The sequence below is a fragment of the Cupriavidus sp. a3 genome (assembly GCF_051015765.1).
GTDB classification, from domain to species: domain Bacteria; phylum Pseudomonadota; class Gammaproteobacteria; order Burkholderiales; family Burkholderiaceae; genus Cupriavidus; species Cupriavidus oxalaticus_A.
Genome location: NZ_CP170643.1, coordinates 1,214,255 through 1,233,448, shown reverse-complemented (window position 1 = coordinate 1,233,448; position 19,194 = coordinate 1,214,255). Strand labels below are relative to the sequence as shown.

The following is a 19,194-nucleotide window of genomic DNA, read 5'->3' as shown; positions in this document are numbered from 1 at the left end:
ATCAGTGCTGCGTTCCCGAATAGGTGATCAGAAGACTCAGGGGTCCGTAGACGGGCACTTCGGTCCGGTACGAAAAATCGACCGAGCGGATGTTGCCGTTATCGTCCTCGCGGACCAGCAGGTCTTCGCCCTTGACTGCGGCAATCCGGTCGATGGCTGCCTGTTTGTCGAAATACTCGACGACTTCACGTTTGTTGACTGCGCGCTGCTTCGCGAAGCTGGCGGCGCGCTTGACTGAAAAATACTCCACCAGGCTCGGGATCGAGCGTACGGCCGGCAAGGCCACGCCAATCACGAAGACCACGACCACCAGCAGCGTCCAGACGGAAAAACCGCCCTGCCCGCGGCGCCGTGGCCCGGCCTGCCCGTACTTCCGGCCTTGTTCTTTCCCCTTAACCTTCCCGGTCTGACCCATTTGCGCTTGCCCTCTGTTGTGTTGAGTGTTCTTGCGCCGCGCGGATTGGCTTATTTAAAGGAGCCCACGCGTCCGAAATTGCCCAGGTTCATCCAGATGACAAAAGCCTTGCCGACGATATTCTCGTCCGGCACGAATCCCCAGTAGCGGGAGTCGAGGCTGTTGTCCCGGTTGTCGCCCATCACGAAATAGTGACCTGCAGGTACCTTGCACGTCACACCCTGCTGATTGTAAGTGCAGTTTTCCCGGTAAGGGAAATCCGGGTCGGCGCCCGCCACGAACGCCGGCCGGTCGGCATCGTTAAGGATGCCATGGTCGACGCTGCCGGGCAGTTTTTCGCGGAAATGCTTGGAGTACGCCAGGCGCTCTTCGTCCAGGAAATCCGGCAGCACCGTGTATTCGGCCGGCTTGCCATTGATGGTCAGCCGCTTGTTGAAATACTGCACCGTGTCGCCCGGCACGCCGATGACGCGCTTGATGTAATCGAGCGACTGGTCCTTCGGGTAGCGGAACACCATCACGTCGCCGCGCTGGGGCTCGCGCATGTCCATGATTTTCTTGTTCACCACCGGCAGGCGGATGCCGTATTCATACTTGTTGACCAGGATGAAGTCGCCGATCAGCAGCGTCGGGATCATCGAGCCCGACGGGATCTTGAACGGCTCGACCACGAACGAGCGCAGCACGAACACCGCCAGGATCACCGGGAAGAAGCTGGCCGAGTATTCCAGCCACCACGGCTGGCGCAGCTTTTCTTCGGCCAGGCGCTTGCGCGTGGCGTCGGCATCGGTCGCGCCAAAGCCGCCTTGCAGCGCCGCCTGGCGGGAATCGAATTCGGCCAGCGCCAGCCGCGCCGAGGCGCGGCGCTGCCGCTCGAACACGAGCTTGTCCGCGACCCACGCAACACCCGTAATCACCACCAGCACAAAAAGGATCAGTGCAAAATTCATGACGGCTTCTGGTTCTTGGAAATCCTGGTACAGCCTGTTCTGTTACGCGCACGGCGAACCGCTGCGCGTGGCATCGTGCTGCCGGTGCCTTACTTGTCGTCCACCTGCAGGATGGCCAGGAAGGCCTCCTGCGGGATCTCGACCGTACCCACCTGCTTCATGCGCTTCTTGCCGGCCTTCTGCTTTTCCAGCAGCTTCTTCTTGCGGCTGATATCGCCGCCGTAGCACTTGGCCAGCACGTTCTTGCGCAGCGCCTTGACGTTCTCGCGCGCGATGATATTCGAGCCGATCGCCGCCTGGATCGCCACGTCGTACATCTGGCGCGGAATGATCTCGCGCATCTTGGCTGCTACTTCGCGGCCGCGGTATTGCGAGTTGGAGCGGTGCACGATCACCGACAGCGCATCGACCTTGTCGCTGTTGATCAGGATATCGACCTTGACCACATCCGACGGGCGATATTCCTTGAACTCGTAGTCCATCGACGCATAGCCGCGCGAAACCGACTTCAGGCGGTCGAAAAAGTCCATCACGATTTCCGCCATCGGGATTTCGTAGGTCAGCTGCACCTGCTTGCCGTGGTAGCTCATGTTGATCTGCGTGCCGCGCTTCTGCGTGCACAGCGTGATCACCGAGCCGACATATTCCTGCGGCATGTACAGGTTGACCGTGACGATCGGTTCCAGGATCGCCTCGATCTTGCTCGGGTCCGGCATCTTCGCCGGATTTTCAACCGTGATCATGGTGCCGTCGCGCATCTCGACCTGGTACACCACCGTCGGCGCGGTCGTGATCAGGTCCATGTCGAACTCGCGCTCCAGGCGTTCCTGCACGATTTCCATGTGCAGGAGGCCCAGGAAGCCGCAGCGGAAGCCGAAGCCCAGTGCCTGCGACACTTCCGGCTCGAACATCAGCGAGGCGTCATTCAGCCGGAGCTTTTCCAGGGACTCGCGCAGCGCTTCATACTGGTTGGCTTCAACCGGATACAGGCCGGCAAACACCTGCGGCTTGACTTCCTTGAAACCCGGCAGCGGCGCCTCGGCCTTGCGCTGCACCGTGGTGATGGTGTCGCCCACCTTGGCGGCCTTCAGTTCCTTGATGCCGGCGATGACAAAGCCCACCTGGCCTGCAGTCAGCGAATCGCGCTGGATCGACTTGGGCGTGAACACGCCCACCTGCTCGACCAGGTGCTGCGCGCCGGTGGCCATCAGCAGGACCTTGTCCTTGGTGCGCAGCGTGCCGTTGACCACGCGCACCAGCATTACCACGCCGACATAGTTGTCGAACCAGGAATCGATGATCAGCGCCTGCAGCGGTGCGTCAGTATCGCCCTTGGGCGGCGGCACCTTGGCGATCAGGGCTTCGATCACGTCCTGCACGCCCTGGCCTGTCTTGGCCGAGCACGGCGTGGCATCCTGCGCGTCGATGCCGATGACGTCCTCGATCTCCTGGATCGCGTTCTCGGGGTCGGCCTGCGGCAGGTCGATCTTGTTCAGCACGGGCACCACTTCCACGCCCAGCTCGATCGCGGTGTAGCAGTTGGCCACGGTCTGCGCCTCGACGCCCTGCGAGGCGTCGACCACCAGCAGCGCGCCTTCGCAGGCGGACAGCGAGCGGCTGACTTCATAGCTGAAGTCGACGTGCCCCGGGGTATCAATCAGGTTCAGGTTGTAGACCTTGCCGTCGCGCGCCTTGTAAGACAGCGCGGCGGTCTGCGCCTTGATGGTGATGCCGCGCTCTTTCTCGATATCCATCGAGTCGAGGACCTGCGCTTCCATCTCCCGATCCGACAGCCCTCCACAGAGCTGAATGATCCGGTCGGCCAGGGTGGACTTCCCATGGTCGATGTGGGCAATGATCGAGAAATTACGGATATGGTCCATCTAGTGTTCAGGGGAGCGCCGGCAATAGGGCCCGGGCGGCAACAACGGTTCGTCGCAGTTCGAAAATGGCCCAGCGCCGCGCGCCGGCAGGCGTGCGCGGGCGTGCCGCAAAGGTCAGGGGCGCAATTTTTGCGCCAATCCGCAATTTTACCGGATTTTCAAAGGCTTCCGGGTCGCGAAATGGCCACGCTGTAAGCGTGCCAGGCGCAGTCAGCGGCTGGCGCGGGCGCCGCCGTGTGCCGCAAGCCACACCCGCACCCGCACCGCGCCATCATCGAGGAAATAGTGACAAAGCTGCGCGGCACCGCTGTCGAGCGCCTCCGGTGGCCCTGGCATCAAGACCGGGACCAGTTCGCCGAAGCGGTCTTCCAGGCCGGCGTCGCTGTCGACATCCACCTCATGGAGCACGAAAGAAAAATCGCGCCGGAGCGACTCCAGCGCGACCTTCATGTCGTCGCACAGATGGCAGTATGCCCGGCCGTAGATCGTCAGAACGGGCATGCCATCGACGGGTAGCCGATCAGCGGTTGGCGGTGGCACCCGGGCGCAGCGTCAACACCTGGGTGGCGTCGCCGCGCCGCACGAACACCGCAGCGATCCGGCTCTTGTCCAGCCCGCGCACCAGCTCGTTGAACTGACGCGCGTTGGTCACGTCGGTGTCGCCCAGGCGCAGGATGATGTCGCCCGGACGAATGCCGGCGCGCAGCGCAGGACCGTCGGCCAGCTCTACCTCGACGCCCGACTTGAGCTTGAGCTCCTTCAGGCGCGTGTCGGGCAGGTCGGTGACCACCAGCCCCAGCGCGTTCGGCTTGCTGGTCTGTGCGCTGTCTTCCTTGGGCGCCGCGCTGCGGCTGGCGCGCGCCTTGCCGTCCGGCTCCAGCTCGGCGACAGTGATGGTGACCTCCCGGGTCGCGCCCTTGCGCCACAACTGCAGCGGCACGCGCGCGCCCGGCTTGGTATCGCCGACCATGCGCGGCAGGTCCGAAGCGCGCTCGATATCGCGGCCGTTGAACTTCAGGATGATGTCGCCGGCCTCGATGCCGGCCTTCTCGGCGGGGCCGCCCGGCTCGACGCTGCCGACCAGTGCGCCGCGCGCACGGCCCAGTCCCAGCGAATCGGCCACTTCCTTGGTGACGTCGCCGATCGCCACCGCGATCCGGCCGCGGGTCACGCGGCCAGCGGTCTTGAGCTGCTCCGACACGCGCATCGCCTCGTCGATCGGGATCGCGAAGGAAATGCCCATGTAGCCGCCGCTGCGGCTGTAGATCTGCGAGTTGATGCCGATCACTTCGCCGCGCAGGTTAATCAGCGGGCCGCCCGAGTTGCCGGGGTTGACCGCCACGTCGGTCTGGATAAACGGCACATAGTCGCCGGTATCGCGCCCCTTGGCCGAAACGATGCCGGCAGTCACGCTGTTATCCAGCCCGAACGGCGAGCCGATGGCCAGCACCCACTCGCCGGCGCGGACTTTCTCCGAGTCGCCCAGCGGCAGGCGCGGCAGGTTGTTGGCATCGACCTTCAGCAGCGCCACGTCGGTACGCTTGTCCGAGCCGATCAGCTTGGCCTTGAACTCGCGCTTGTCCGGCAGCGTCACGTAAATGGTCTCGGCGTCCGCCACCACATGCGCGTTGGTCATCACATAACCATCGGCGCTGATGATGAAGCCCGAGCCTACGCCGCGGCTCTGCTCTTCCTGCTGCGGCGGCTGCGGCTGCCCGCGGCGAGGCGGCGTGCCCGGGGCCGGCGCGCCCGGCATGGGCACGCCAAAGAAGCGCCGGAAGAACTCGGCCATTTCATCGTCACCGGGGGCGCCGCCGCGTTGGCGCACGCGCTCGGTGGTGCGGATATTGACCACCGCGGGGCTGGCCTTTTCCACCAGGTCGGTGAAATCAGGCAGGTTGTAGCTGTTGGCGGCAGCCTGGGCGTGGCTGACTTCGGCCACGGTCGGGCCGAGCACCAACATGGCAGCCATGACCACGGCACGCGCCAGGGCTGGAGATCTGAAAGTCATCGACAACTCCCGGGATTCAGCGAAAGAAGAAAAAACCGATACGATCCCGTGGCTGGGACCCCATGCGCAGGATTCATGGGCCGGCACCCAGAATGGGCATTCCGAGGCGCCGGCTGCACCCGCGTCAGGCTCAGTGTACCGCCTTGGGCTGCCGGTACTCTACGGCCGTCGCAAACTGGCGTACGGTGCTCGCCGGCACTTCGCCGACGACGGTAATCCAGTAATCGGCAATGCGGCGCACCACGACCTGGGTTGCGCCGAGCGCGGCCACGCCTTCGCGGCGCACGCGCTGCTCGGAAACCGGCTCGATGAACACCGACAGGCCGGTCAGCCCGTCACTGTAGACCACCTGCAGGACTTCGAAGACCTGGCCGCGGCTGTTGCCGGGCGCCGAGGCCCGCAGCTCGCCCAGCGGCCGCCGCACCTCGCGGATTTTCTGGAAACCCTTCAGCGGCACGGCGATCGTCCAGCCTTCGTCTGCAATGTTGGTCGGCTGGTAATTCACCTCGTAGTGGTTCCAGTTGCTGGCACTCTTGATGGCAGCAAGGATGCGCTGCTTTTCAGACGGCACCCCGATCTGGACTTGCGAGAACGCCACCTGCTCCAGCACCTTGCCGCCATCGCCAACGGTCTGCGCACGCATCAGCAAGCCGGAATTCTTTTCGGCCCACAGGCGCACCGCATAGCGAGCGGCATCGTGCGGCTCCAGCGCGAACACCTCGCAATCCATGCCGGCCACCCGCTCCGCGGGCATCCTGCGCATGTCGTAGAGCTCGAGCACATCGTTCTTGTTGGTGGCAAGCAGCGCCGGGAAGCGGTCCTTGGCTTCCTGCTTCTCCACCACCACGAGCTTGGCTTCCGGAATCAGGCTGTGCACCACGTCATTCTGGCGCAGCACCTCGCGCGGCTTGCCGTCCAGCGTTTCCAGGCGCTCGTACTCGTTGTTGACCAGGTCGCTGTAATGCTGGATGCGCGACGCATGCATGACGCTGCCGCGCTGGTAGATCAGCGTGCCGACATAGTTCTCGCGTTGCGCGGCTTTGTGGATCTTGTTGAGCCAGGCGGTGGCGTCGCGTCGGTTCAGCGTACTGTCCGACGGCTGCGCGGTTGCCGCTGCAGCAGTCAGACACAAGGCCAGAAAAAGGGACCTACGCAGGGCCCCAATTCTCTGTGCGCCCGCTACATAGGCGGACGACCGTCCTTTATGCATGTCCGGCATTATTCCTGCGTATTTTCCTGAGAGAAGCTGGCGCCGTTGGCAACCGTGCGCATGGTCGGCACGAATGCATCCGTTGCCACCGACGTGCGATGGGCACGCAGGTATTCGTCGAGTCGCGGGTCGCGAATCATCTGGGTTTCGGCCACGGTGACGATGCCGGCGGCCGGCGCGGCTGCGGACGGTTCCGCGCGCGCCACCACGGCTTGGGGCGTGGCCAGGCCGGTGGGTCCGCGCATCTGCGGCACCACCACCCAGCTGACCGCTGCGACGGCGGCCGCGATCGCGGTACCCGGCAAGGCGCGGCGCACCCACGACGGCCTGAACAGCAGGCGGTGGCGGGCGCTGGCTTGCGCCACGGCCGGCACCAGCACATGCGGCTCGGCCTCCAGGCGCGCGGAGAAGCGAGAGAGGAAATCGGCGGTGGAGCCAGCATGCGTCAGGTCTTCCGAGCGTAGCGCATCGCCGATCAACTGGTATGTGCTCCAGTCCACCATGCCGGCATCGCCTTTCGCGAGATCAAGCACGGCATCGACTTCGTGCGGCGCGAGTTCGCCATCCATCAGAACGGAGATCTGCTCCGCTGCTTCCACTACATGAACCGACTGCTTATGAGCCTGACCCATTTCCCACCCCAAGACATTCCATTGAACACCGATAATCCCGTCTACTGCTGTCGCTTATCGATGCAGGAATAGGCTGCAACGCTGGCCGCACGACATCGTTCTTTGCTACCGAACTACTACCACCACCGGAACCACTACCACCGCTTGCCCTCTGCCGTTCCCAGCAGCGGACGCAATCTTTCGGCAATCGCCTCGCGCGCACGGAAGATCCGCGAGCGCACCGTGCCGATCGGACATCCCATCGCCTCCGCGATTTCCTCATAGCTGAGGCCCTCGATCTCGCGCAGCGTAATGGCGGTCCGCAATTCCTCCGGCAGTGCTTCCATCGCGCGGTTCACCGTCTCGGCAACCTGGCGCGTATGGAGCATCGACTCCGGCGTATTGATATCCCTTAGTTGCTCACCGTCCGCAAAAGTTTCAGCCTCTTCCGCATCGATGTCGCTCGACGCTTCCGGGCGGCGGCCCTGGGTAGCCAGGTAGTTCTTGGCCGTATTGACGGCGATCCGGTACAGCCACGTGTAGAAGGCGGACTCCCCGCGAAACTGGGGCAAGGCGCGATATGCCTTGATAAAGGCATCCTGCGCCACATCCTCGACTTCGGCGGGGTCCCTCACCAGGCGCGAGATCAGGCGAATGATCTTCCGATGGTATTTGGTCACCAGAAGTTCAAAGGCCCGCTTGTCGCCCTGCTGGACGCGTTCAACTAGGAGCTGATCGGCTTCGCGTTCGCTCACGTATGGCTCACCTGCAGTGTATCTCTTGGTTTGGTCGTCACGACAAACGTTGTATTTTACCTACGATTCTCCGCCCGCCCCGTCGAGCAACGCGCATCCTGTGACCGTGAATTAACAATTTCGTTCCCTCGTGGCCGCATCGGGTTGCACCTGGAGTGCAACTCTGGCAGCGCGCTGCAACCGCCGCGAGAGTTCCGGCGACGCGGCTTGCCAGGGGAGGAAGACGGCACCCGGCAAGCCAGGCGCGCGGGAGGCCAGGCGCAAGACAGCGACGCCGCCCGCCTGCCAGAATCCGCTCACCACTACTTCGTGGCGGCTGGCGGATGCTTCAATACGGACTCGCAGCGGCCCTCTGCCGTCGGGTGCCGGCAGCAGCGCCGTGCAGCGCCAGCGCAAGGCACACGTCCATCGGCGCCAGCTGCGCACAATCACCACGCCGGTGGCGAAGGGCAGCGGAGCCAGCGCGCCATGCCACCACAGCATGCCGGCCGGGCTGGCGGCAACGGTGTCGGCCAGCGCGGACACGAGCAGCCCCACCGCAGCCGCTTCACCGGCGCAGAACACGAACAGGGCCCACCGCAACGGGTGGACCCTGTCCTGGCGCAGCCCGCGAAGGGCCCGCCTCAACCACGGATCAGACGCGGCGGAAGACAAGCGTGCCGTTGGTACCGCCGAAACCGAAGTTGTTCTTCACCGCAACGTCGATCTTCATCTCGCGCGCCGTGTTGGCCACGTAGTCCAGGTCGCATTCCGGATCCTGGTTGTCGATGTTGATCGTCGGCGGCGACACCTGGTTGTGCACGGCCAGCACGGTGAAGACCGATTCCAGGCCGCCGGCGCCGCCCAGCAGGTGGCCGGTCATTGACTTGGTCGAGTTCACCACCATCTTGTAGGCCTGGTCGCCGAACGCTGCCTTGATAGCATCGGATTCGTTTTTGTCGCCGAGCGGCGTCGAGGTGCCATGCGCGTTCAGGTAATGCACCTGGTCCGCGTTGATGCCTGCGTCCTTCAGCGCGTTGACCATGCAGCGGCGCGGGCCGTCCATGTTCGGCGCGGTCATGTGGAACGCATCGCCGCTCATGCCGAAGCCGATCAGCTCGGCATAGATGCGCGCGCCGCGCGCCTTGGCCGACTCGTACTCTTCCAGCATCATCACGCCGGCGCCCTCGCCCAGCACGAAGCCGTCGCGGTCCTTGTCCCACGGGCGCGAGGCTGCGGCCGGATCGTCGTTGCGGGTCGACAGCGCGCGGGCCGCGGCGAAGCCGCCGATACCCAGCGGCGACACCGTCGACTCGGCGCCGCCTGCCAGCATGGCGTCGGCGTCGCCGGCCTGGATCAGGCGCGCGGCCAGGCCGATGCTGTGCAGGCCGGTCGTGCACGCGGTCACGGCAGCCAGGTTCGGGCCCTTGATGCCGTGGATGATCGACAGGTGGCCAGCGATCATGTTGATGATCGAGCCCGGCACGAAGAACGGCGAAATGCGGCGCGGACCGCGCTCGGTCAGCACCGCCTTGGTCTCTTCGATCATCGGCAGGCCGCCGATGCCCGAGCCGACCAGTACGCCGATACGCTCGGCGTTGGCTTCGGTCACTTCCAGGCCGCTGTCCTTCAGGGCCTGCGTACCCGCGGCGATGCCGTAATGGATAAAGGTATCCATATTGCGGGCTTCCTTGGCCGGGATGTAATCCTCAGCATTGAAGCCCTTCACTTCACCGGCGAAATGCACGGAAAGCGCGGAGTGATCGAATTTGGTGATGGTGGCGATGCCGGACTTGCCGGCTACCAGGTTGGCCCAGCCTTCGGCAACCGTGTTTCCGACCGGAGACACAAGGCCAAGCCCAGTGACGACGACGCGACGACGGCTCACTATGTTTTCCTACGGGTGCGTGAAGAGGCAACGGAACGACGGATCAGCCTGCCGCCGGGCCACGGGCGCGGCGTACAGGCGCATTCCATTCTGCGTCTTCGAACAGACGAAAGCCACAGAAAACAGCAAGGCAAGGCCGCGACGGCCCGCCCACCTGCCTTCTGTGGCTCGGAATTCAGATACGACGGGCTCAGGCCTTGACGTGCGCGGTGGCGTAGTCGATAGCCTGTTGCACGGTCGTGATCTTTTCGGCTTCCTCATCGGGAATTTCCATGCCGAATTCATCTTCCAACGCCATCACGAGTTCAACCGTGTCCAGCGAGTCCGCACCGAGGTCGTTCACGAACGAGGATTCGTTCTTGATGTCTGCCTCGGCCACGCCAAGCTGTTCTGCCACGATTTTCTTGACGCGTTGTTCGATATTGTCCATGTAACCCTCCAGGGAAGTTCGACAAAAAGTGGGCGCATTTTAGCAGGTTTGGGACGACAGAAATGCCGCCTGCCAAGCTTTGCAAGAATCGCGCCCGTTTGGTTCGGAAAACTACGACTTCACTACGGCTTCAGGCGGCTTCTTCCGGCTTCTCGCCGGAAAAGCGCCACCCAAAAAGCCGATTAATTCATGTACATCCCGCCATTCACATGCAGCGTGGTGCCGGTGATGTAGGCGGCTTGCGGACCGGCCAGGAAGGCCACCGCGTTGGCGATATCCTCGGGCTGCCCCAGGCGGCCCAGCGGAATCTGCTGCTTGAGCGAAGCATGCTGCTCTTCGGACAGCGCCTTGGTCATGTCGGTATCAATGAAGCCCGGCGCGACGCAGTTGACGGTCACGTTGCGGCTGCCGATCTCGGCGGCCAGCGAGCGGGTCATGCCGGCCACGCCGGCCTTGGCGGCCGAGTAGTTCATCTGGCCGGGGTTGCCGACCGAGCCGACCACCGAAGTGATATTGATGATACGGCCCTGGCGCGCCTTCATCATCGGGCGCAGCACCGCGCGCGACAGTCGGAAAACCGAGGTCAGGTTGGTCTGGATGACCGCGACCCAGTCCTCGTCCTTCATCCGCATCGCCAGCTGGTCCTGCGTGATACCGGCATTGTTGACCAGCACGCCGATGCCGCCGTGGGTCTTCACGATCTCGTCGATCAGGGCATCGCAAGCGGCCGCGTCATTGACGTTCAGCACCGCGCCCTTGCCCTTCAGGCCTTCTGCGCCGAGGTATTCGGTGATGCCGGCGGCGCCGGACTCGCTGGTGGCGGTGCCGATCACGGTGGCGCCCTGGCGGGCAAGTTCCAGCGCGATGGCGCGGCCGATGCCGCGCGAGGCGCCGGTGACCAGCGCAACCTGGTTATCGAGAAGTTTGGTCATGCAGAATGTCCTTTCGTGCTCTTTTGTCCTGGACTGACTACCTGGGCTGACTTCGCTGCGCTTACTTCAGCAGGGCCAGCGTGTCCTGCAGCGAGGCCGGATCGAAGATCGCGCCGCCGGTCAGGTTGCCGTCGATGCGCTTGGTCATGCCGGCCAGCACCTTGCCCGGGCCGCATTCGATCACATGGGTGACGCCCTCGGCAGCCATCTTCTGCACGCACTCGACCCAGCGCACCGGCGCCGCGGCCTGGCGCACCAGCGCGTCCTTGATCGCTTCCGGATCATTGACGATCGCAACGTCAACGTTGTTCACCAGCGGGATCGACGGCGACGCGAACGCCAGCCCGGCCATCCGCTCGCGCAGGCGGTCCGAAGCGGGCTTGAGCAGCGACGAATGGAACGGCGCCGACACCGGCAGCGGCAGCGCGCGCTTGGCGCCCTTGGCCTTGGCGATCTCGCATGCCTTCTCGACCGCGCCCTTGTGGCCGGCGATCACGACCTGCGACGGGGCGTTGAAGTTGACGGCTTCGACCACGCCGGCGGCAGCCGCTTCGGCGCACGCGGCGCGGACGTCGTCATCGGACAGGCCCAGGATTGCGGCCATGCCGCCCTCGCCCACCGGCACGGCTTCCTGCATGGCCTGCGCGCGGAAACGCACCAGCGGCACCGCGTCGGCAAACGGGATCACGCCCGCGGCCACCAGCGCCGAGTACTCGCCCAGGCTGTGGCCGGCCACCAGGGCCGGAGCCGGGCCGCCGGCGTCCAGCCACGCGCGGTAGACCGCCACGGCGGCGGTCAGCATCACCGGCTGAGTATTGGTGGTCAGGTTCAGTTCTTCAGCGGGGCCATCGGCGATCAGGCGGCCGAGATCCTGGCCCAGCGCGGCCGAGGCTTCTTCCACGGTGGCGCGCACGACGGCGTTATCCGCAAAGGCATTGAGCATGCCGACCGACTGTGAACCCTGGCCGGGAAATACGAAAGCGAATTTCATCGGATTGGAACCCTTTATGGAACGGGAAGCCGGCGCGGCGGCGCGCGGCATTGGCGCGCACCGGGCACCGGCTGCGAATTACATGCGCAGCAGCACCGCGCCCCAGGTGAAGCCGCCGCCGACGCCTTCCATCAGCACGGTCTGGCCCGGGCGGATGCGGCCGTCGCGCACGGCGACGTCGAGCGCCAGCGGGATCGACGCGGCCGAAGTATTGCCGTGCTCGTGCACGGTGGCGACCATGCGCTCGGCGGGCAGGCCCAGCTTCTTGGCCGTGCCCTGCATGATGCGGATATTGGCCTGGTGCGGAATCAGCCAGTCGATTTGCTCTGGCTGCATGGCTGCCAGTTCCATGGCTTCGCGCGCGACCTTGTCGAGCACGTTCACGGCAAGCTTGAACACAGCCTGGCCATCCATCTGCAGGAAGGCGTTGCCGGTGATATTGCCGCCCGAGACATTGCCGGGCACGCACAGGATGTCGACGTGGCTGCCGTCCGCGTGCATGGCGCTCGACAGGATGCCAGGCTCTTCAGAAGCGGTCAGCACCACTGCGCCGGCGCCGTCGCCGAACAGCACGCAGGTGGTACGGTCGTTGAAATCCAGAATGCGCGAGAACACTTCAGTACCGATCACCAGCACGTTGCGGTGCGAGCCGCTGCGGATGAACTTGTCGGCCGTGGCCAGCGCATAGACGAAGCCCGAGCACACCGCCTGCAGGTCGAATGCCGCGCAGTGGTTAGTGATGCCCAGCTTCTCCTGCACCATGCAGGCGGCGCTGGGGAAGACGAAGTCCGGCGTAGACGTGGCGACGATGATCAGGTCGATGCTCTGCCGGTCGATGCCGGCGGCCTCGATGGCCCGCTCGGCGGCCTTGACCGCCAGGTCGCTGCTGGTCACGTCGGGCTCGGCCCAGTGGCGCGCCGAGATGCCGCTGCGCGAGACGATCCACTCGTCGCTGGTCTCGATGCCCTTTTCGGCAAGCTGCGCCGCCAGATCATGGTTGGTCACGCGCCGCGGGGGCAAGTAGCTCCCGGTACCGATGATTTTTGCGTACTTGGTCATGTAGTGTCGGATCGTATGGACCGCAGTTCCCGCCGGCTGGTGCGCAAGGCGCTCAAGCGGGGTGGGTACTGGGATGCGCGCTGGGCGCGTCTGTCTCCGGGGCGGCCAGCGCCACGCCAGCGGCGCTGGACTTATCGGCGAAAGCCCGTGCGATACGGGGAATCACGCCATTCTTGGCGGCATCATACCCGCGTTTGATTGCCCACTCAAAAGAATGGGCATCGGCCGAACCGTGGCTCTTGATCACCAGGCCGCGCAGGCCCAGCAGCGACGCACCATTGTAGCGCGCCGGGTCAAGCCGCTTGGCGAGCCGCGACAGCACCGGCATGGCCACCGCCGCGAGCAGCTTGGTGAACCACGAGCGGGTGAATTCTTCCTTGATCATGCCGCCGATCATCTTGGCGAGGCCCTCGGTGCTCTTGAGCGCCACATTGCCGACAAAGCCGTCGCAAACGACGATATCCGTCGTTCCCTTGAAGATGTCGTTGCCTTCCACGTTGCCGTAGAAATTGAGCTCGGAAGCACGCAGCAGTTCGCCGGCGCGCTTGACCACCTCGTTGCCCTTGATGACTTCCTCGCCGATGTTCAGCAGGCCGACGGTCGGGCGGTCCTTGTGGTCCACCACGGCGACCATGGCCTCGGCCATGCGGGCGAACTGCAGCAGGTGTTCGGGCTCGCAGTCCGCGTTGGCGCCGAGGTCCAGCACGGTGGTGCCCCAGCCTTCCTGGTTCGGGATGGTGGTGGCAATGGCCGGCCGCTCGATGCCCTCGAGCGTTTTCAGCACATAGCGCGACACCGCCATCAGCGCGCCGGTATTGCCGGCGGAGATGCAGGCACCGGCGTGGCCTTCCTTGACCTGGGTGACGGCCACGCGCATCGAAGAATCCTTCTTCTTGCGCAGCGCCACCTCGACCGGGTCATCCATGGTGATGACTTCGGTGGCCTCGACGATGCTCACACGCGGATGATCCAGCGCATGCAGCTTTTTCAGCTGCGCCCGGATGGCGTCCGGCAGGCCCACCAGCACCATTTCGGCATCGTCGTAGCGGGATAGAAAACTGATCGCCGCGGGCACGGTCACGGACACGCCGTGGTCGCCGCCCATGCAGTCGATAGCGATTTTGATCGTCATTGTTCCTGGTACGGATAGCGCGGCAGCGCACACCACGCCCGGCGGTTGTCCCGAGCGCCCAACAAAAAAGCGGCAACGATCTTGCCGCTTTTTTGTGTCTGACCGTCTTGTGTCCGACTTACAGGCATGCGCGAGCGAGACGCAATGTCACGCCACGAAGCTATCAGTCGTTCTTGGTCTTGATGACCTTGCGGCCACGGTAGTAGCCGTTCGGGCTGACGTGGTGACGCAGGTGGGTTTCGCCGGTGGTCGGCTCGACGGCCAGCGGGGCGACCGTCAGGTGGTCGTGCGAACGATGCATGCCGCGCTTGGACGGCGACTTCTTGTTCTGTTGAACAGCCATGATGACTCCTTCGAGAATTTTTCAATATTAACACACGCATCCCGCCCAAGGCGTAGCCGGGGCCCGGCCGGATGCTTCAACTACCACCTGCGGAACACGCCCTCGGCCCGGTTGGCCTCAGTGCTTGTTCTTCAGGCCGGCCAGCGCCGCAAAGGGCGACGGCCGCTTTTCTTCCTCTGGCTCAGCTTCGGGCTGGGCCTCGCCGTCCGTGCCGGTCACGAGGCTTTCGTGCACCGACGGGCAGGCGTCATGCTTGGGGGCCACCGGCAGCGCCAGCAGCACTTCATCTTCAATCAGTTCCAGCAGCGAAAAACGCTTGGAGCCGGCGATCACGTCGACATCGTCGTCGTCCATCGGCGCGGCATCGGCCGCCTCTTCGCTCTCCACCACCTCGAAGCGCGTAGCCGTATCGACCGGCTCGGCATAAGGCGTCAGGCAGCGCTGGCAATCCAGCCACATCCGGCCTTTGACGGTCACATCGAGAAACAGCCGCCGCACCACCGGGGCGCCCGGCTCGGCCGCCTCTTCGCGAACGAAGCCGGTGGCCGTATAGGCAAACGTCTCTTCGGGAGCCGCGGCTGGCGCTTGCGCGGCAGTCTCGGCTAAGATGCGCGGCAAATCCCGCACCGCCACGTCGCCGCTCAGGCTTTCGCTCTTGCGGCAGAACGCGAAGAGATCGAGCGCGCGCAGGTCAATTGGCTGGGTCATGTGCGTGGCTCCCGTCGTATTGCAATGACTGGCTCGCCACATCCCACGCCTGCGCTGACAGCGGCCGCGCACATTGGCGGCACAGCGCCCAAGTGCGGATGCGGCAAAACGCACGATTATACGACGTAAACCTTGTGGAGGTCAAAGGTCTTGCCACGCAAACCTTGCCTTATTCCTGCTACGCTTCAATCACTTATGCATCAAGACCCCCGCCCCAGGCTGATCCTTGGCTCCGGCTCGCCCTACCGCCGCGAGCTGCTCGAGCGGCTGCGCATCCCCTTTGAAGTGGCCATCCCGGACATCGACGAGACCCCGCTCGGCGGCGAAGCGCCGGAGGCTACCGCCCTGCGCCTGTCGCAGCGCAAGGCCGAGGCCATCGCGGCGCGCCATCCGGGTGCACTGGTGATCGGCTCGGACCAGGTGCTGACGCTGGACGGGGCGCAGATGGGCAAGCCCGGCGTGCACGATAAGGCCGTCGCGCAGCTGCGCCGCATGCGCGGACGCACCGCCATCTTCCATTCGGCGCTGTGCCTGCTGGACGGGCGCACCGGCACCGCCCAACTGGCCGACGTACAGACGCGCGTGACCATGCGCGACCTCAGCGACGCGGAGATCGAAACCTACCTGCAACTGGAACGTCCCTACGACGTGGCGGGCAGCGCCAAGTCCGAGGGGCTGGGCATCACGCTGCTCGCGCGCGTCGAGTCCGACGATCCCACGGCGCTGGTCGGCCTGCCGCTGATCGCGCTGACCGGCATGCTGCGCCAGGCGGGCTACCCGCTGCTCGCGGCATGACGCACCGGAGCCAACCATGAGCGGCAATCTTTTCCTGATCCCCAATACCCTCGGCAAGCGCGACGAAGCCGATCCGCTGGTCGAAGTCATTCCCGCCGGCGTGCAGCAGATCGCAGCCGGGCTCGACTACCTGGTCGCCGAAAACGCCAAGACCGCCCGCGCCTTCCTGAAGAAGCTGGGCGAAAGCACCCCGCTGGCACGCCCGATCCAGCAGATCGAGATCCGCGAGCTGAACGTCAACACCCGCGCCGACGCGTTGGCCGAGCTGCTCGCGCCGATCCAGGCCGGCCGCGACGGTGGCCTGCTGTCCGAAGCCGGCGTGCCGGCGGTGGCCGATCCTGGCGCCGAGCTGGTGCGGCTGGCGCATGCGCGCGGCATCCGGGTGCGGCCGCTGGTCGGGCCCAGCTCGATCCTGCTGGCGGTGATGGGCTCGGGCCTGAACGGCCAGAGCTTTGCCTTCAACGGCTACCTGCCGGTCGATGCCGGCGAACGCGCGCAGCGGCTGCGCGAGCTGGAACAGCGTTCGCGCAAGGCCAGCCAGACGCAGGTGTTCATCGAAACGCCGTACCGCAACGCGGCGCTGCTCGAAGCCATGCGCGAGCATTGCGCCGGCACCACGCTGCTGTCGGTGGCGGTTGACCTGACGCTGCCGACCGAAACCATCGTCACGCTGCCGCTGTCGGCGTGGAAGGCAGACCGGCTTGCGTTGCACAAGCGGCCTGCGATCTTCTCGCTGCTGGCGGCCTGAAGACGCCGGAAAATGCAGAAAGGGGCGCAACGGCGCCCCTTCCTTTCATCTGGCGACTCGCGCCGCCTCAGTGCATGCCCTGCGGGCGCGTGCTCCACAGCATGGTCTTCATCGCCGCGGTGCCGACCGCGGCGCCAAAGCGCTTGGCCACGCGCTCGGCGATGTTTTCCTTGACCGTATAGTCGACGATATCCTCGGCCTTGAGCACGTCGCGCGCGACCGAATCGGCGGTCCCCAGCGCGTCGGCCAGGCCTAGTTCGATGCTGCGCTCGCCCGACCAGAACAGGCCGGAGAACAGCTCCGGGTCATCCTTGAGCCGGTCGCCCCGGCCCTCCTTCACCACGTCGATGAACTGCTCGTGGATTTCCTTGAGCATGGTCTCGGCGTAGGCCTTCTGCCTGGGCATCTGCGGCGAGAACGGGTCGAGCATGCCCTTGTTGGCGCCCGCGGTGTACAGCCGGCGCTCTACGCCCAGCTTGTCCATCAGGCCGGTAAAGCCGAAACCATCCATCAGCACGCCGATCGAGCCCACGATGCTGGCCTTGTCGACATAGATCTTGTCGGCCGCCGCAGCCACGTAATAGCCACCCGAGGCACAGATTTCCTCGACCACGACATAGAACGGCTTGGATGGATAGAGTCCGCGCAGCCGGTGGATCTCATCGTTGATGATGCCGGCCTGCACCGGCGAGCCGCCTGGGGAGTTGATCTTGAGGATCACGCCGGCGGCATTGGTGTCGGCGAATGCCGCCTGCAGCGAGGCATTGATCGACTCGGCGCCGGCCGGCGTACCGGCCGCGATCTCGCCCTCCAGCGTGACCATCGCGGTATGGCGGCCGGACGTGTTGATGCCGTCGCCCTTGAAATCGAACAGCGCGATGAAGATCAGCGCCAACAGGCCCAGTCCGACGAAGCGGAAGAAGATGCGCCAGCGGCGTGCGGCGCGCTGCTCGCGCAGCGATGCCGTCAGCACCTTTTCCAGGACATCGCGCTCCCAGCCGGCCGCGCCCACCGGACCGCTCCCGGCCGCTCCGGCATCCCCAGCCATGCGGGCCTTGCGTTGGCGCTGCTCTCGCCGCGCCGCATCGTCGCCGGCGCGCAGTTCGCTTTCCAGCGGATAGTCGGCCTGCTTCGCGGTGACCAGGCGTTCGGACTCGGGCCGGTTCGCATCGTCCTGCCCGGGCTCAGGCGATTCGCCCGATGCTCCCGGTTGACCAATAGGCGGCTTCTGCTCTTCTGTCATGCAACTCGCTCGTGGAAGGCTTGGAAACAGAACGGGCGGCCAGGCCGCCCGTCATTAGGCGCCGTCCGCTTGCGCGGCGGCCCGGTACGGACCCTCGGGAAACCAGTAAACCTGGCCATCGCGCTCTTCGATGCGCAGCTTGGCCAGCGCCGCGCCGCGGCAGGGACCGCCGACGCACTCGCCGCTGTCCGGCGCATAAACCGCGCCATGTGTGGCGCACATCAAGTATAGGCCCGAGCTATCGAAGAACCGCCCCTCCTGCCAGTCGAGCTCCATCGGCACGTGCGCGCACTGGTTCAGGTAGCCATGCGCGGCACCGTCGAAGCGCACCACGAAGGCGCCGATTTCGCGGCTGTCCAGCACCACCGGGAAGCGCACCCCCAGGCCGCCCTCTTCCAGGTCTGCCGCGGCGCACAGCCGCACCGCCCCCTGGCCGGCCGCGCTCTCAGGCATGGGTCAGCAGCCAGTCGGTCAGGTCGGCGATCGACGTGGCGCAATGCACCGGCGCCATCGCCCGCAGCGAGTCGCCCGGATGTGCGCCATAACACACCCCAATGCCCGCAGCGCCGGCATTGACCGCCATCTGCAGGTCATGGGTGGTGTCGCCCACCATGACGGTGCGCTCCATGTCCTGTCCCAGCTCACGCGTCAGCTCTTGCAGCATGGCCGGATGCGGCTTGGAAAAGGTTTCGTCGGCACAGCGGGTGGCGTCGAAAAGCTGCGTCAGGCCGCTGGCGGCGAGCGCGCGCTGCAGGCCGACGCGGGTCTTGCCAGTGGCGACGCCGAGGAAATAGTGCTCGGCGCGCAGCGCTTCCAGCATCTCGCGCACGCCGTCGAACAGCACCAGGTCGGCGTCGCGGGTCAGGAAGTGGTAGCGGTAGCGTTCCGCCAGGCGCGGGTAGTCGACCGGGTCCAGCGTCGGCACGGCATACGACAATGCATCCTTCAGCCCCAGCCCGATCACATGGCTGGCCGCGCTGTCGTCCGGCACGGGCAGGCCCAGGTCACGGCTAGCAAGCTGGATGCACTTGGCGATGGTCGGGGTCGAGTCCATCAGCGTCCCGTCCCAGTCGAAAACGATCAGGTCAAATTGTTGCCTGGCCATGGTTGT

Annotated in this window: 22 protein-coding genes; 2 read left to right on the top strand and 20 right to left on the bottom strand. The window is 65.1% G+C overall.

The window, feature by feature from the left end:
- Position 1 precedes the first annotated feature (1 nt).
- The 17 genes from ACAD63_RS05800 to ACAD63_RS05720 all read right to left on the bottom strand — a co-directional run bounded on the left by ACAD63_RS05800 (position 2) and on the right by ACAD63_RS05720 (position 15,297).
- Positions 2 to 415: a DUF4845 domain-containing protein gene (locus tag ACAD63_RS05800; RefSeq protein ID WP_135705563.1), complete on the bottom strand. Its 414-nt coding sequence runs from the start codon at positions 413 to 415 to the stop codon at positions 2 to 4.
- Positions 416 to 465: 50 nt separating this feature from the next.
- Positions 466 to 1,365, bottom strand: a complete 900-nt coding sequence (gene lepB / locus ACAD63_RS05795; RefSeq protein WP_029046313.1) for a signal peptidase I — start codon at positions 1,363 to 1,365, stop codon at positions 466 to 468.
- 89 nt (positions 1,366 to 1,454) lie between these two features.
- A complete protein-coding gene (lepA, locus tag ACAD63_RS05790; RefSeq protein ID WP_135705564.1) occupies positions 1,455 to 3,248 on the bottom strand; it encodes a translation elongation factor 4 in 1,794 nt (597 codons plus the stop codon).
- A 210-nt stretch (positions 3,249 to 3,458) separates the two neighbouring features.
- Entirely contained in the window at positions 3,459 to 3,749 is a 291-nt protein-coding gene (locus tag ACAD63_RS05785; RefSeq protein WP_434033541.1) for a glutaredoxin family protein, read from the bottom strand.
- A gap of 19 nt (positions 3,750 to 3,768) precedes the next feature.
- A complete protein-coding gene (locus ACAD63_RS05780; RefSeq protein ID WP_133095534.1) occupies positions 3,769 to 5,259 on the bottom strand; it encodes a DegQ family serine endoprotease in 1,491 nt (496 codons plus the stop codon).
- Positions 5,260 to 5,389: 130 nt separating this feature from the next.
- Positions 5,390 to 6,469, bottom strand: a complete 1,080-nt coding sequence (locus ACAD63_RS05775) for a MucB/RseB C-terminal domain-containing protein (RefSeq protein ID WP_133095533.1) — start codon at positions 6,467 to 6,469, stop codon at positions 5,390 to 5,392.
- 8 nt (positions 6,470 to 6,477) lie between these two features.
- Complete coding sequence (locus ACAD63_RS05770) at positions 6,478 to 7,101, bottom strand: sigma-E factor negative regulatory protein (RefSeq protein WP_133095532.1); 624 nt, start codon at positions 7,099 to 7,101, stop codon at positions 6,478 to 6,480.
- Between the two features lie 134 nt (positions 7,102 to 7,235).
- On the bottom strand, positions 7,236 to 7,835 hold the full coding sequence (gene rpoE, locus ACAD63_RS05765) for an RNA polymerase sigma factor RpoE (RefSeq protein WP_012353313.1): 600 nt from the start codon (positions 7,833 to 7,835) through the stop codon (positions 7,236 to 7,238).
- Between the two features lie 111 nt (positions 7,836 to 7,946).
- Positions 7,947 to 8,417, bottom strand: coding sequence for a hypothetical protein (locus tag ACAD63_RS05760; RefSeq protein ID WP_240745886.1), 471 nt, complete (start codon positions 8,415 to 8,417; stop codon positions 7,947 to 7,949).
- Positions 8,418 to 8,469: 52 nt separating this feature from the next.
- The gene (gene fabF, locus ACAD63_RS05755; RefSeq protein WP_063238294.1) at positions 8,470 to 9,702 is read right to left on the bottom strand and encodes a beta-ketoacyl-ACP synthase II; all 1,233 of its coding nucleotides are present in this window, start codon (positions 9,700 to 9,702) and stop codon (positions 8,470 to 8,472) included.
- Between the two features lie 190 nt (positions 9,703 to 9,892).
- Positions 9,893 to 10,132: an acyl carrier protein gene (acpP, locus tag ACAD63_RS05750; RefSeq protein ID WP_008644813.1), complete on the bottom strand. Its 240-nt coding sequence runs from the start codon at positions 10,130 to 10,132 to the stop codon at positions 9,893 to 9,895.
- Positions 10,133 to 10,314: 182 nt separating this feature from the next.
- Complete coding sequence (gene fabG / locus ACAD63_RS05745) at positions 10,315 to 11,064, bottom strand: 3-oxoacyl-ACP reductase FabG (protein ID WP_133095531.1); 750 nt, start codon at positions 11,062 to 11,064, stop codon at positions 10,315 to 10,317.
- 61 nt (positions 11,065 to 11,125) lie between these two features.
- Complete coding sequence (gene fabD / locus ACAD63_RS05740; protein ID WP_133095530.1) at positions 11,126 to 12,055, bottom strand: ACP S-malonyltransferase; 930 nt, start codon at positions 12,053 to 12,055, stop codon at positions 11,126 to 11,128.
- A 78-nt stretch (positions 12,056 to 12,133) separates the two neighbouring features.
- A complete protein-coding gene (locus tag ACAD63_RS05735) occupies positions 12,134 to 13,114 on the bottom strand; it encodes a beta-ketoacyl-ACP synthase III (protein WP_133095529.1) in 981 nt (326 codons plus the stop codon).
- A 52-nt stretch (positions 13,115 to 13,166) separates the two neighbouring features.
- Positions 13,167 to 14,246, bottom strand: a complete 1,080-nt coding sequence (plsX, locus tag ACAD63_RS05730; RefSeq protein ID WP_133095528.1) for a phosphate acyltransferase PlsX — start codon at positions 14,244 to 14,246, stop codon at positions 13,167 to 13,169.
- 163 nt (positions 14,247 to 14,409) lie between these two features.
- Positions 14,410 to 14,589: a 50S ribosomal protein L32 gene (gene rpmF, locus ACAD63_RS05725; RefSeq protein ID WP_029046300.1), complete on the bottom strand. Its 180-nt coding sequence runs from the start codon at positions 14,587 to 14,589 to the stop codon at positions 14,410 to 14,412.
- A 117-nt stretch (positions 14,590 to 14,706) separates the two neighbouring features.
- Positions 14,707 to 15,297 carry a YceD family protein gene (locus ACAD63_RS05720; RefSeq protein ID WP_434033540.1) on the bottom strand — a complete coding sequence of 197 codons (591 nt, stop codon included), beginning with the start codon at positions 15,295 to 15,297 and terminating at the stop codon, positions 14,707 to 14,709.
- 195 nt (positions 15,298 to 15,492) lie between these two features.
- On the opposite strand from ACAD63_RS05720, the gene ACAD63_RS05715 reads away from it, so the two are divergent.
- Both ACAD63_RS05715 and ACAD63_RS05710 read left to right on the top strand, forming a co-directional pair.
- Complete coding sequence (locus ACAD63_RS05715; protein ID WP_135705566.1) at positions 15,493 to 16,092, top strand: Maf-like protein; 600 nt, start codon at positions 15,493 to 15,495, stop codon at positions 16,090 to 16,092.
- A 16-nt stretch (positions 16,093 to 16,108) separates the two neighbouring features.
- Positions 16,109 to 16,840, top strand: coding sequence for an SAM-dependent methyltransferase (locus ACAD63_RS05710; RefSeq protein WP_133095525.1), 732 nt, complete (start codon positions 16,109 to 16,111; stop codon positions 16,838 to 16,840).
- A gap of 67 nt (positions 16,841 to 16,907) precedes the next feature.
- On the opposite strand, the gene ACAD63_RS05705 is transcribed toward ACAD63_RS05710, so the two are convergent.
- From ACAD63_RS05705 to ACAD63_RS05695, 3 genes are read right to left on the bottom strand one after another with little or no spacing between them, the layout of a single operon-like run.
- Positions 16,908 to 18,083 carry a S49 family peptidase gene (locus ACAD63_RS05705; RefSeq protein WP_133095524.1) on the bottom strand — a complete coding sequence of 392 codons (1,176 nt, stop codon included), beginning with the start codon at positions 18,081 to 18,083 and terminating at the stop codon, positions 16,908 to 16,910.
- A 54-nt stretch (positions 18,084 to 18,137) separates the two neighbouring features.
- Positions 18,138 to 18,536, bottom strand: coding sequence for a Rieske (2Fe-2S) protein (locus ACAD63_RS05700; protein ID WP_135705567.1), 399 nt, complete (start codon positions 18,534 to 18,536; stop codon positions 18,138 to 18,140).
- A complete protein-coding gene (locus ACAD63_RS05695; protein WP_135705568.1) occupies positions 18,529 to 19,188 on the bottom strand; it encodes an HAD-IA family hydrolase in 660 nt (219 codons plus the stop codon). Before ACAD63_RS05695 ends, ACAD63_RS05700 begins: the two co-directional genes overlap by 8 nt.
- Positions 19,189 to 19,194 lie beyond the last annotated feature (6 nt).